We start from the raw sequence: 12,792 nt of genomic DNA, 5'->3' as shown, positions 1-12,792 counted from the left end.
GACATGCGCAAAAATGTCTCGCCCACCCCGTTCGGCATATCGAATGTTGCGGGGGAACGGGCGCGCGCTTCGTCTGTTGTGATCTTCATACCGCGGCCCCCACGGCGCGGAGCGGGATCTGGCAGAGGAACGGCGCGCATATGCTGGCGATACTGAACGAGATGAAGGGCGAGGCGATCGACAAGAAGCTCACGCTGATCGCCGCCGGCGTCGCGTTCTACGGGCTTCTCGCGCTGTTTCCGGGCATCGGCGCGGCGATGGCCGTGGCCGGGCTGGTGATCGAACCCGAGACCGTCACATCGACGCTCGACACGCTGAGCGGTGTCATGCCGCAGGCCGCCGCCGAGATCGTGGTGGGCCAGGCGCGCGAGGTCGCGTCGGGCGACAGCGGCGGGCTGGGGCTGGTGGCGGTGTTGGGCATCCTCGTCGCGCTCTATTCCGCGTCCAAGGGGATGCAGGCGCTGATCGATGGCATGAACATCGTGGCCGAGCGCGACGACGAGCGGTCCTTCGTCAAGACCACCGCGCTCAAGCTCGCGCTGACATTCGGCCTGATCGTGGGGCTTCTGCTCTGCGTCGCGGTCGCCGTGGCGGTCCCCGTGGCGCTGTCGTGGCTGCCGCTGGGCTCGTCCACCGAAACGCTCGTCTCGGTGGCGCGCTGGCCCGTCCTGCTGGTCATCGCCGCGCTGGGGCTGGCGCTGACCTATCGCGTGGGCCCGGCGGGGCGCGACCTGCCGTGGCGCTGGATCGTGCCGGGGGCCGCGCTGGCCTGCGTGCTGTGGCTGATCGGCACGCTGGGGTTCGCGGTCTATGTGCGGATGTTCGGCTCGTACCAAGAGACTTTCGGCGCGCTGGGCGGGGTCGTGATCCTGCTCATGTGGCTCTGGCTCTCGGCGACGATCGTGCTGCTCGGGGCGCTGCTGGCGCGGGTGATGGACGCGCGTGACGCTGCCCCGGAGCAGCGGGGCGAGCGCGCCGATGCCGGCTCATAACGTTGCGTAATTTTCCCGACGCGGGTATTTTTTGTTTATCGGACGATCCATCGCGGCTAACGTCCTCCCATCTACGATCCGCCGCGGCATCGGGCGATGCCGCGGCCGTTTATTGGGAGGAATGTCATGGATCGTCGCTCGTTTCTGAGGACTTCGGCACTTGGGGGCTCGGCCGTCGCCGCGTCGTCGCTGGCCGCGCCGGCCTATGCGCAGGGCAACCGCACCCTGACCATGGTCAGCACCTGGGGCCGGGGGCTCGCCGGGGTCCACGATGCCGCGCAATATTGCGCCGATCGCATCACCGAGATGTCGGACGGGCAGTTGACGGTCGATCTGAAAGCCGCCGGGGAGCTTGTCGGCGCGTTCGAGGTGTTCGATGCCGTGACCTCGGGGCAGGCCGACATGTATCACGGGGTCGACTACTACTTCCTCGGGCAGCATCCGGCGCTGTCGTTCTTCAGCCAGGTGCCGTTCGGCATGACCTTCATGGAGTTCTCGAACTGGTATTACCATGACGGCGGCAAGGAGCTCGGCGACAACCTCTATTCGATCTTCGGCCTGAAATCCTTTGCCGCGGGCAATACCGGCCCGCAATCGGGCGGCTGGTTCAGCAAGGAGATCAACAGCCCCGAGGATTTCCAGGGCCTGCGGTTCCGCATGCCGGGGCAGGGCGGGCAGGTTCTCGGCAAGCTCGGCGCGAGCGTGCAGAACATCCCCGGCGCCGAGGTCTACCAGGCGCTCAGCTCGGGCTCTATCGACGGGACCGAGTGGATCGGACCATGGGCCGACGAAAAGGCGGGCTTCCAGGAAATCGCGAGCATCTACTACACCGCCGGTTTCCACGAGCCGGGGCCGAACCTGAACCTCAACATCAATCTCGACGTGTACGAGGAGCTTACCCCCGCGCAGCAGGCGATCATCGAGAACACCGCGCGGTCGGCCAATATCTGGAACATGTCGCAGTTCATGGCCAATAACGGCGCCGCGCTGCAACGTCTCAAGTCGGGCGGCACGCAGATCCGCCAGTTCCCCGAACCCGTCTGGGACGCGTTCGGCGCCGCCTCGCAGGAGGTTCTGGCCGAGCCGATGGGCGACGACATCTACAAGGAGACGCACGACAGCTACATGGCGTCGCTGCGCAAGTCGGCCGAATGGATCCGCACCTCGGAATCCGAGTTCCGCGCCCAGCGCGACCGCGTCCTGGGCTGATCGCCCGGCGCTACGGCACCCCCCGGCCCGGCGGCCGGGGGGTGTCCATGATGCGAGGGCCGATCAACGGCCCGGCATAGGGGAGAAGGGACGTGCTCGACTTTATCCTGTGGGTCGCGACAGGCATCGTGCGATCTTTCTGGCATATGGCCTATGCGCTGACCCATCCCGGCCAGTGGCTCGACTGGTCGAACGGCGAAAGCCTCGTGCGTTTCATCTATTACGGCGCGTCGTCCGAACTGTTCTTCGTCGTGCTGACGCTCTTTGCGATCCTCACCGGGGTCGGACTGTGGCGCAATTCGATCATGTGGGGCACCGTGCGCGGGCTCGAGGCCTTTGCCAACGGCGTCGGCCGGGTCGCGGCCTGGGCGGGCCTGCTGATGGTGCTGCAACAGATCGTCATCGTCTTTGCACAACGCATCTTCGCGCAGGCCGAGCTCGGTTTCGGCTTCGGCAGCACGGTGTCCTTCGACATCAGCTGGTGGTCCGAGGAGCTCAAGCTCTACAACGCGATCGTCGTCACCCTGTGCTGCGCCTATACCTTCGTGCAGGGCGGGCATGTGCGGGTCGACCTGATCTATGCCCCGATCTCGCACCGCGCCAAGCGCATCGTCGACATGTGCGGCGCGCTGCTGTTCATGATGCCGGTGGCGGTGCTGCTGTGGATCTATTCGTGGTATTTCATGTGGCGCCATCTCGTGACGCCCAAGGTCTCGGCCAGCGACCAGCTCGACCTCATGCTGCGCAAGGCCTCGATCATCCGCTGGAACGTCGAGACGATCGGGTTCTCGCCCAACGGCTTCAACGGCTATTTCCTGTTCAAGGTCCTGCTCGTCGTCTTTACCGCGATGGTGTTCCTGCAGGCGGTCGCGTTCTTCTACCGCTCGCTGCTCGAACTCAAGGAGGGGCCGTCCTCCGCGGGCAAGTATCACGACCCCGACGTCGCGTCCGCGGCAGCTCATTAAGGCAAGAGGTTCACCATGCTCTTCGGTATGGACGGGGTCGAGATCGGCCTCATCATCGTCTTCCTCTGCCTGTTCGGAGGAATCCTGTCGGGCTTTCCGGTGGCCTTCGCCATCGCCGGATCGGCCATTCTGTCCTTCGGGATCATCGCCATTCTCGACGGGGCGGGCATCCTGCAACATGCGGCCGTCGATGCCGGGTCGGACGCCTATCGCGCGCTGGTGGCCGAGGGGGTGAACCCGCTCAACATCTCGAAATTCCGCTATCCCGACCTGCCCCGCGTCGTCGAGCCGCTGTTCCCCGGCGGGTGGGAGGTCGCGCTCGACCGCAACCTGTCTTTCATCGTGAACCGGATCAACGAGCGGGTGCTGGCCGGGCAATCCATCGAGACGCTGCTGGCGGTGCTCATGTTCGTGCTCATGGGCATCACGCTCGAACGCTCGCGCATCGCGAACGACCTGCTGACCACCATGGCGCGCGTCTTCGGGCCGCTGCCCGGCGGGCTGGCCGTGTCGGTCGTCGTGGTGGGCACCTTCCTCGCGGCCTCGACCGGGATCGTGGGGGCCACGGTCGTGACCATGGGGCTTTTGTCGCTGCCGACCATGCTGCGGGCGAACTATTCGCCCGAGCTGGCCACCGGCGTCATCGCGGCCAGCGGCACCCTGGGCCAGATCATCCCGCCCTCGATCGTGATCGTGCTGCTGGGCACGCTTGCGGGCGATCTCTACTCCACCGCGCAGGAGACCCGCGCCCAGGCGGCGGGCTGTTCCGACGCGCTCACCTATCTCGGCGAGGCCGCCGTCGTCTCGGTCGGCACGCTGTTCCAGGCCGCGCTTTTGCCGGGCATCCTGCTGGCCGCGCTTTACGCCGCCTATGCCTTCGGCTTTGCCGTGCTGAACCCGGCCAAGGCCCCCGCGGTGCCCAGCACCGGCGGGACCGGCGATTACGTCACCCGCGGCGAGGCGCTGACCTGGTTCCTCGCCGTGCCACTGGCCGCCGTCATCGCCACGGTGGGCCTGTCGCAGGCCGGGCTGGTCGGATCGCAAAGCACGGTCGTCTCGAGCTATTCCGACATGGGCGAAAGCGCGTCGCTGCGCACCCGCGTCTCGCCGCAATGCCAGGCCTCGATGATCGAGCTGCACGGCCAGGAGGCCTGGGACCGCGCGGTTGCGGAACAGGCGGCCATCGCCGCCTCGGGGCAGGCGGCGGGGGGCGAGCTCCTGACCGAAGAGCAGCGCGCCGAACTCCGCGCCGAGCAGATCGCCAACGCCGCGCCCATCGGCACCGGCGTCGCGATCTTCTTTCTCTTCGTGGGGCTGGTGCTGTCGCTGGGCCGGGGCATCGCGCCCGCCGACGATCCCCGCCCGCTGGCCGCGGGGGGGCTGGGCGTCGCGCTCGCCATCATTGCCGATATCGCGCTGATCGGCCCCGAGACGACGCCGGGAATGACCACCGTGATCCTCGCCATACCGGGACTGTTGTGTCTTTATGCGCTGCGCGTGGCGGCGATGCGGCTCGGCACGAACGACCTCGTGCGGGTGATCTTTCCGCCGCTGGTGCTGATCGTGGCGGTGCTGGGCTCGATCCTGGGCGGCATCACCAACCCGACGCCGGCCGCGGCGCTGGGCGCCGGCGGTGCGATCATGCTTGCCGCCTATCGCAAGCTGCAGGATGACGGAAAGACGGGGCGCATCGTGATCCTCACGGCGCTGGCCATCGTCGGCATGATCCTGATCGGGGTGAATTTCGACCTGCGCGTCGGCGTGGGCGAGACGACATTCGCGCAGGTGGTGGCCTATATCTTCGCGCAGGGCTTTTACCTCTTCGCGATCTTCGGGCTGCTCTATTCCTGCGCCGTCCTGTGGTTCGGGGGCATCCTGCCCGGCATCGTGCGCGAGACGGCCAAGGTCACGTCCATGGTCTTTACCATCCTGATCGGGTCGCAGCTTCTGAACCTCGTGGTGATCTCCTTCGGAGGCGAGCACTACATCCAGAACTTCCTGCGCAGCTTCGACAACGAACTGGTCGTGTTCCTGATCGTGATGCTGGTGCTCTTCGTGCTGGGCTTCGTGCTCGATTTCCTCGAGATCATCTATATCGTCATCCCCATCGTCGGGCCGGTCATCTATGGCGGCACGATGGACCCGAAATGGGTGACGATCATGATCGCGGTGAACCTGCAAACCTCGTTCCTGACCCCGCCCTTCGGCTTTGCGCTGTTCTACCTACGCGGGGTCGCGCCGCCGCAGATCACCACGGGCCATATCTATCGCGGCGTCGTGCCCTTTGTCCTGATCCAGGTGGCGGGGCTGGCGCTGCTGTGGTTCTTCCCCGGTGTCGTGACCATCGTGCCGAGCCTGTTCCCCAACTGACCGGCCCGACCGGCCTGACCGCCCCCCCCGGCCGCCGGCCGGGGGCAGCCGCGCGGGGTCGACCATGACAAAACGTGAACTCCAGGTGTCGGAGAGCACTCGATCACCCGACGGAATGTGTCTTACAGGGTGTGGTGAACAGGCCCCGACCAGCTGAGGCAGAAAACAGTGCGTGACATAATCATTCTCAAATCCGACCGCAGCGGCAACCCGGTCTATACCTTTGACGATAACGGCTTTGACACCGATATCCGTCTGCCGGGGCCGGGGTCGTGGGATGAGCTCGGCGATCTCATTCTCGAAACCCCTGCGGGTGCCCTGTTCTACGACGACAACTTTTCGGGTGATCTGTATTTCGTCGATGCAAAGGGCAAGACGATATCCCTGGCCGACCCTGCCGGCTATCCGGCGTTTACCTTCCTCATAGACGGCAAGCCGGCAATCCTGACGGTGAACTTCTTCTCCAAGGAGTTCACCTACCAGGTCATCGACGAACGGACGGGTAAATTGTCGGATGAGATGACGCTGCAAAGCGGTACGGGATCCGGCAAGGCCTATTGGACCAACTTCGGCAGTATCGACGGCGTCCTGCACTGGCAGGAATTCGACGACGGCAACATCTACGCACTTGGCGATGGGGGGCAGGTGGTTACCTACACTCCGGGTTCGGGAGGGGCTTCGGGGCTGAATATCGATTTCGATGGCGGTGCGCAGGTCGGCGATTTCATTTATGCCATCGGCGAAGACAGTTTCGGTAATTCCGACATCGTTCAGTTCGATCCGGCGACCGGCAGGTACGACACGGTGTTCGATTTCACGAGCAACTTCGGCTCGCCCATCGAAACGGCCGGAATCATCGCCTTTGATAATGGCTTCCAGATTCTGGTGCGACCTGACGCCACAGCTGGTAATCTCAATAAGGTTTATTATTTTTTTAACGACGCTCAAAATATTCAAAGCGCCACCGGGTTCGAGGGCCGCGACCAGGGTGGGTACGGGATGGAGTTCGAGGCGGTGTTCGGCAATCGGTCCTTCTTCAGAATGACCGATTTCACGTATGACAACGCCGATCCCATGGATTCGGGATTGATGATGTTAAGCTCTTCTGGAGTCGACGAATACGTATACGGAGCCGACAAGCTCGAAATATCGGACGACGGCGAGTCCGCACTCATGGGCTCGTCCCTTGCGGACGGTGCGCTGGTGAGGGGACAAAGCGACAAGGCGCCGCTGTTCCTCGTAGGGAATGAGGGCCAACTGACGGCGATCGAGATAGACGATCTGGGCTCAAAATCCCTTGGCATTGCCGATATCGAGGCCGTCACGGGCGGCTGGGTGGTCATGCAGGAGATCGCGCCCGAGACGACCAATCCGTTGAATTAGGATTTCTACCGGTTCTGGTATGTCACTGAAACGGGCGACATCACGCAGATCGGGTCCGATGTGCAGGGCTTCGGCAATCTCGAGATCGTCGGCAGCGTCTTGCCGAACCTGACCCCCATACAGCTTGCCTTCGACGGCGGGACGATCGCCGAGGATGCCGGGCGCGGCGCGAAAATCGGAAAGCTGTCGGCGCTCGATCTCGACGGCGATGCGCTCAACTTCAGGCTGGTGTCGAACCCCGGCAACCTGTTCCGGCTGGACGGCGACACGCTGCGCCTGAAAGGGTCGCTTGACTTCGAAACGGCGCGCTCGCACGAGATCGTGGTCGAGGTCTCGGATGGGATCGACTCCATCCAGGAGACGTTCAAGATCTCGGTCGGAGATGTTGACGAAAGCACACCTGATATCATTGGCGGCGGCCAGGGCGAAAAACTGGTCGGCGGCAAGGGTGGCAACGTGATCCTCGGGCGGGGCGGCGACGACGTGATCCTCGGCCGCGGCGGCAACGACAAGATCAAGGGCGGCGGCGGCGACGACAAGGCGTCGGGCGGCGCGGGCAACGACCGCGTGTTTGGCAATGGCGGCGAGGATCGCCTGTTCGGCAATTCCGGCCGTGACGTTCTGAATGGCGGCAATGGCGACGACGTCGCCAAGGGCGGCAAGGGTGCCGATACGCTCAAGGGGCAGGGCGGCGACGACCGGCTCAAGGGCGGCACCGGCGGCGACAAGCTCGATGGCGGCCGCGGCGAGGATCGGCTGGATGGCGGCGCCGGGCGCGACATGCTCAAGGGCGGCAATGGCGATGATGTGCTCAGGGGGGGCGGCGGTAACGACGTGCTCAAGGGCCAGGGCGGCAATGACGTGCTCAAGGGCGGCGGCGGGGCCGACCTGCTGATCGGCGGCAAGGGGCGCGACGACCTGTTCGGCGATGGCGGCAACGACACGCTCGACGGCGGCGGCGATGGCGACCGCCTGACCGGCGGGCGCGGGGCCGACACCTTTGTCTTTTCCAAGTCTGACAAAAAGGCCGTCATTCTCGATTTCGGCGGCCGCGACGTGATCGATTTCCAAGACCGCGACACGTCGTTCCGCGATCTCGACATCCGCGAGCGCGGCGACGACCTGGTCGTGATCGACGACGGGTTCAAACTGGTGCTCAAGGATGTGGGCGACGTCGACGCGGGCGATTTCCTGTTCTGAGCGTCACGCCATCCGGCGGGCGAGGCGCGGCAACCGCGCGCGTTTGAGAAACGGGCGGAGCGACAACGCTTCGCCCGAAATGCGTTCCGCCCTGGCGTGGGCATCCGCTATGGCGGCCTCGACCGGTTGCGGGTCGCGTTCGTGAAGCGCGCGCAAGAGCTGGTCGGGATCGTGCCGCTCGAGCCCCTCGGCGGCCAGGGTCGCGCGCGGGAAATCCCGCGCGTTGAAGGTGCAGATCGTATCGGCATGGCCCGCGATGGCCGCGGCCAGCACATGCACGTCATCGGGATCGGGCAGCCAGAGCCGCCCGAGATCGCCCGCCCGCGGCGCGACCGCCGCTTCGGGCCAGTCACCGCTCAGCGCGGCGATCTCGGCGCGGGCCAGCGCCTCGCCCTCGGGGCCGAGCTTGCGCGTGGCGCGCGCCCATTCCTCGAGGATCCGCGCGCTCCAGACGGGGCGAAACGCGCCGTGCGCGGCCGTGCCGATCAGGATCTCGCGCAGCACCGTGGGATAGAGAACGCACGCATCGAGCAGAACTCTCACGGGGCAAAGACCAGCGCCTTGAGATAGCCGCTTTCGGGCAGATGGGGCAGTTGCGGATGGTCCGGCCCCGCGAATCCCGTATGCAGCAGCCGCGGCGTGCCGCCCGCCCGCCCGATCCCGCGCCCGCAGGCCACGCGGAACGCGGCGAGGTCGACGGCATGCGAGCACGAGCACAGCACAAGGAACCCGCCCGGCGCCACCAGCGGCGTGGCCAGGCGCGCGATCCGCTCATAGGCGCGCAGACCTGCGTCGCGCGCCTGTTTCGACGGGGCAAAGGCCGGCGGATCGCAGATGACGATGTCGAACCGCGCGGTCTCGTCCGCCAGTGCCTCGAGCGTGGCAAAGGCGTCGCCCTGCCGCGTCTCGAACCGCCCGGCCAGCCCGGACGCCTCGGCCCCGGCGCGGGCAAGCTCGAGCGCGGGGGCGGAGCCGTCCACCGCCAGCGCCGAGGCCGCGCCCCCCGCCAATGCCGCGAGTGAGAAGCCGCCCACATGGCTGAACACGTCGAGTACCCGCGCGCCCCGGGCCAGCCGCGCGACGGTCGCGTGATTGTCGCGCTGGTCGAAATACAGCCCCGTCTTCTGCCCGCCCAGCAGATCGGCCATGTAGGTCGCGCCGTTCATCGGCACCGGCAGCGGACCCTCGACATGGCCGCGCAGGACCCCGCCCGCATCGTCCAGCCCCTCGAGCGCGCGGGTCCGGCCGGCCGCGTTCTTGACCACGCGGGCAACCCCGAGCCCGTTCAGCGCATCGCATAGCGGATCGAGCAGACGGTCGATCCAGGCCGCGTTGGGCTGCACCACCGCGACCTCGCCAAAGCGGTCGATGACCAGCCCCGGCAGCCCGTCGGCCTCGGCATGGACGAGCCGGTAGAACGGCGCGTCGAAAAGCCTTCCGCGCAGATCCGCGGCACGGGTCAGACGCGCGGCGAGCCAGGCCGTGTCGATCCGCGCTTCGGGATCGGGGTCGAGCATCCGGGCGATGATCTTGGAAGCCGGGTTCACGGCGACGACACCCATCGGCTGCCGCTCGGCATCCTCGAGCAGCGCGATCGTGCCGCCCGGCATCGCCCGCGTACGCCGGTCGACGACCAGCTCGTCCTCGTAGATCCAGGGAAAGCCGTGGCGGATGGTGCGCGCATTGGCCTTGGGGCGAAGCCGCACGGTCGGATAAGGGGCATGTTCCATGGCCGCCGCGATACGCCGGGACGGCGGAAAGGGAAAGCGCACGGGGTTGATGATGGCGCTAACGCGTCTATGGTCCGGCGCAGCGCGCGCCGGATCGGCGCCAGCCGGACGCCAAGGAGATCCCGATGCCCCTCGACCACACCATCGCCCGCGTGACCGACCGGATCGTCGCCCGCAGCCGCGACAGCCGCGGTCGGTATCTCGACCGCATCGCCGCAGCCGCGGCCGAAGGGCCGCGCCGCGCGCATCTGACCTGCGGCAACCAGGCCCATGCCTATGCCGCGATGGGGGCCGACAAGGCGACACTCGCCGAGGAACGCCAGCCCAATCTCGGCATCGTCACGGCCTATAACGACATGCTGTCGGCTCATCAGCCCTTCGAGCGATTCCCCGACCTCATCCGCGAAACGGCCCGCCGCGCAGGCGCCACGGCGCAGGTCGCGGGCGGGGTGCCGGCGATGTGCGACGGGGTCACGCAGGGCCAGGTCGGAATGGAGCTGTCGCTCTTTTCGCGCGACGTGATCGCGCTCGCCGCCGGCGTCGCCCTCAGCCACAATGTCTTCGACTCGGCCGTCTATCTCGGGGTCTGCGACAAGATCGTGCCGGGTCTCGTCATCGCGGCGGCCACCTTCGGCCATATCCCGGCGGTGTTCCTGCCCGCGGGCCCCATGACAAGCGGCCTGCCTAACGATGAAAAGGCCCGCGTGCGTCAACAATTCGCCGCGGGCGAGGTCGGGCGCGACGCGTTGATGGAGGCCGAGATGGCCTCCTATCACGGGCCGGGCACCTGCACCTTCTACGGCACCGCCAATTCCAACCAGATGCTGATGGAGTTCATGGGGCTCCACCTGCCCGGCGCCAGTTTCGTCAATCCGGGCACGCCCCTGCGCGATGCGCTGACCCATGCGGGGGCGGCGCGCGCGCTCGAGATCACGGCGCTCGGCAACGATTTCCGGCCGGCGGGGCATGTCCTGGACGAAAAGGCCTTCGTCAACGGGATGGTCGGGCTGATGGCGACGGGCGGCTCGACCAACCTTCTGATCCACCTGCCGGCCATGGCCCGCGCCGCGGGGGTGCTGCTCGATCTCGAGGATTTCGCCGAGATCTCGTCCGTCACCCCGCTCATGGCCAAGGTCTATCCCAACGGCCTGGCCGACGTGAACCATTTCCACGCGGCGGGCGGGCTGGCCTACATGATCGGAGAGCTCCTCGATGCGGGGCTCTTGCATGACGACACGATGACGGTGATGGGCGCGGGGCTGCGCGACTACGTGGCCGAGCCCAAGCTCCACGGCGACACCGTCACATGGGAAACGGCCGAGCGTCTGACGCGCAACGACAAGATCCTGCGCCCCGCCGCGGACCCCTTCCAAAAGACCGGGGGCATGGCCGACCTGCAGGGCAATCTCGGACGCGGCGCGATGAAGGTCTCGGCGGTCAAGCCGGAATACCACGCGATCGAGGCACCCTGCCGCATCTTCCACGACCAGGACTCGGTCAAGGCCGCCTTCCGCGCGGGCGAGTTCACCGGGGATACCGTGGTCGTCGTCCGCTTCCAGGGGCCGCGGGCCAACGGGATGCCCGAACTGCACTCCCTGACGCCGACGCTCGCGGTGCTGCTCGATCGCGGCATACGCGTGGCGCTCGTTACCGACGGGCGCATGTCCGGGGCAAGCGGCAAGGTGCCCGCCTGCATCCATGTCTCGCCCGAGGCGGCCGATGGCGGCCCCATCGCGCGGCTTCGGGACGGCGATATCGTGCGCGTGGATGCGACCGCCGGCACGCTCGAGGCGGTCGGCGTCGATCTCGACGCGCGCGTGCCCGCGCAGCCCGATCTTGCCGACAACGGCCACGGCATCGGGCGCGAGATGTTCGAGGTCTTCCGCGCCAATGTCGGCCTTGCCAGCCAGGGCGCGGGCGTCGTCGTCTGACGCCGCGCTCCTCGTCTTCTCTTTCTCAAATACCCATCGACCCCTCAGCCCGGAGCCGCCCATGACCCCTTACGAGGCCAGCCAGTCAACCGAATCCATCTGTCGCCTCGCGCCCGTGATCCCGGTTCTCGTGGTCCACGACCCGGCGCAGGCCCGCCCCCTGGCCGAGGCGCTGGTGCGCGGCGGGCTGCCCGCGCTCGAGGTGACGCTGCGCACGCCGGCCGCGCTCGAGGTGATCGCCGAGATGGCGCAGGTCGCGGGCGGCACGGTCGGGGCGGGGACCTTGCTCACCCCCGCGGACGTGGCGCTGGCGGTCGAGGCGGGCGCGCGTTTCGGCGTGTCGCCCGGCTCGACGCCCGTGCTGCTCGACGCGGCCGAAGAGGCGGGACTGCCGATGCTGGCGGGCGCCGCCACCGCGACCGAGGCTATGGCGCTGCTCGATCGCGGCTATACCGTGCAGAAGTTCTTTCCCGCCGAAGCGGCGGGCGGGGCGCGCGCCCTCGCGGCGCTCGCCGCACCGCTCCCGCAGATCCGCTTTTGCCCCACGGGCGGCATCGGCCTGTCCAACGCGCCCGACTACCTCGCCCTGTCCAACACGCTCTGCGTCGGAGGCTCGTGGGTCGCGCCAAAGACAGCGCTCGAGGCCGGCGACTGGAACGCCATCGAAACCCTCGCGGCCGAGGCAGCAAGACTGCCCCGCTGACCGGTCTGGGGCGGGGGTGGCCGTTCCGCAAATCAGGCGGTTGCAGGAGAATACCGACTAGTTAAAGTTTCCTGTGCTAATGCATGGATTGGTGGTTGGGTTGGGGTTTTGGCTTCCTCACCCACTTTGCAGCCTAGGGTCAGGATGCATTGATTGTTGCTGTTCGGCGTGATTCACGGCCCGAAAAACGGAGCGGTGACATGGACGACCTCTACTGGCTGAGCGACGAGCAGATGGCCAAGCTTTCCCCTTTCTTTCCGAAGTCGCACGGGAAGCCACGGGTCGATGACAGGCGGGTGCTGAGTGGGA

General features: G+C 66.8%; 10 protein-coding genes and 1 pseudogene. 9 read left to right on the top strand and 2 right to left on the bottom strand.

Annotated features, from left to right (window positions below; translation table 11 throughout):
- Positions 1-140 precede the first annotated feature (140 nt).
- The 6 genes from E2L08_RS06025 (at position 141) to E2L08_RS17365 (ending at position 8,119) form a co-directional block, all read left to right on the top strand.
- Complete coding sequence (locus E2L08_RS06025; protein ID WP_133396172.1) at positions 141-992, top strand: YihY/virulence factor BrkB family protein; 852 nt, start codon at positions 141-143, stop codon at positions 990-992.
- 126 nt (positions 993-1,118) lie between these two features.
- Complete coding sequence (locus E2L08_RS06020; RefSeq protein WP_133396171.1) at positions 1,119-2,201, top strand: TRAP transporter substrate-binding protein; 1,083 nt, start codon at positions 1,119-1,121, stop codon at positions 2,199-2,201.
- Between the two features lie 92 nt (positions 2,202-2,293).
- Positions 2,294-3,166 carry a TRAP transporter small permease subunit gene (locus tag E2L08_RS06015; protein ID WP_133396170.1) on the top strand — a complete coding sequence of 291 codons (873 nt, stop codon included), beginning with the start codon at positions 2,294-2,296 and terminating at the stop codon, positions 3,164-3,166.
- A 15-nt stretch (positions 3,167-3,181) separates the two neighbouring features.
- Positions 3,182-5,536: a TRAP transporter large permease gene (locus tag E2L08_RS06010; RefSeq protein ID WP_133396169.1), complete on the top strand. Its 2,355-nt coding sequence runs from the start codon at positions 3,182-3,184 to the stop codon at positions 5,534-5,536.
- A gap of 168 nt (positions 5,537-5,704) precedes the next feature.
- Entirely contained in the window at positions 5,705-6,919 is a 1,215-nt protein-coding gene (locus E2L08_RS06005; protein ID WP_133396168.1) for an NHL repeat-containing protein, read from the top strand.
- Between the two features lie 60 nt (positions 6,920-6,979).
- Positions 6,980-8,119 carry a calcium-binding protein gene (locus E2L08_RS17365; protein ID WP_133396167.1) on the top strand — a complete coding sequence of 380 codons (1,140 nt, stop codon included), beginning with the start codon at positions 6,980-6,982 and terminating at the stop codon, positions 8,117-8,119.
- Between the two features lie 3 nt (positions 8,120-8,122).
- Here the strand turns inward: E2L08_RS17365 and E2L08_RS05995 are convergent, their stop codons facing one another.
- Together E2L08_RS05995 and E2L08_RS05990 are read right to left on the bottom strand one after the other, a co-directional pair.
- The gene (locus E2L08_RS05995) at positions 8,123-8,662 is read right to left on the bottom strand and encodes an RSP_2648 family PIN domain-containing protein (RefSeq protein ID WP_133396166.1); all 540 of its coding nucleotides are present in this window, start codon (positions 8,660-8,662) and stop codon (positions 8,123-8,125) included.
- Positions 8,659-9,849, bottom strand: a complete 1,191-nt coding sequence (locus tag E2L08_RS05990) for an RSP_2647 family RNA methyltransferase (protein ID WP_133396165.1) — start codon at positions 9,847-9,849, stop codon at positions 8,659-8,661. The genes E2L08_RS05995 and E2L08_RS05990 overlap by 4 nt, the downstream gene beginning before the upstream one ends.
- Positions 9,850-9,974: 125 nt before the next feature.
- Between E2L08_RS05990 and edd the strand changes: the two genes are divergently transcribed.
- From edd to E2L08_RS05975, 3 genes and pseudogenes are all read left to right on the top strand, one after another.
- Positions 9,975-11,780, top strand: a complete 1,806-nt coding sequence (edd, locus tag E2L08_RS05985) for a phosphogluconate dehydratase (protein ID WP_133396164.1) — start codon at positions 9,975-9,977, stop codon at positions 11,778-11,780.
- A gap of 61 nt (positions 11,781-11,841) precedes the next feature.
- Entirely contained in the window at positions 11,842-12,483 is a 642-nt protein-coding gene (gene eda, locus E2L08_RS05980) for a bifunctional 4-hydroxy-2-oxoglutarate aldolase/2-dehydro-3-deoxy-phosphogluconate aldolase (protein WP_133396163.1), read from the top strand.
- A 200-nt stretch (positions 12,484-12,683) separates the two neighbouring features.
- Positions 12,684-12,792, top strand: a pseudogene (locus E2L08_RS05975) (IS5/IS1182 family transposase); the annotation flags it as partial.

It is taken from the genome of Palleronia sediminis, from assembly GCF_004358695.1.
Lineage (GTDB): Bacteria > Pseudomonadota > Alphaproteobacteria > Rhodobacterales > Rhodobacteraceae > Palleronia > Palleronia sediminis.
This window is presented reverse-complemented; position numbering and strand designations above follow the sequence as displayed.

Excerpts from the sequence above, each read along its gene's own strand:
- E2L08_RS06025 (WP_133396172.1), top strand. The coding sequence starts at position 141 with ATGCTGGCGATACTGAACGAGATGAAGGGCGAGGCGATCGACAAGAAG.
- E2L08_RS05990 (WP_133396165.1), bottom strand. The coding sequence starts at position 9,849 with ATGGAACATGCCCCTTATCCGACCGTGCGGCTTCGCCCCAAGGCCAAT.
- eda (WP_133396163.1), top strand. The coding sequence starts at position 11,842 with ATGACCCCTTACGAGGCCAGCCAGTCAACCGAATCCATCTGTCGCCTC.
- edd (WP_133396164.1), top strand. The coding sequence starts at position 9,975 with ATGCCCCTCGACCACACCATCGCCCGCGTGACCGACCGGATCGTCGCC.
- E2L08_RS06020 (WP_133396171.1), top strand. The coding sequence starts at position 1,119 with ATGGATCGTCGCTCGTTTCTGAGGACTTCGGCACTTGGGGGCTCGGCC.
- E2L08_RS06010 (WP_133396169.1), top strand. The coding sequence starts at position 3,182 with ATGCTCTTCGGTATGGACGGGGTCGAGATCGGCCTCATCATCGTCTTC.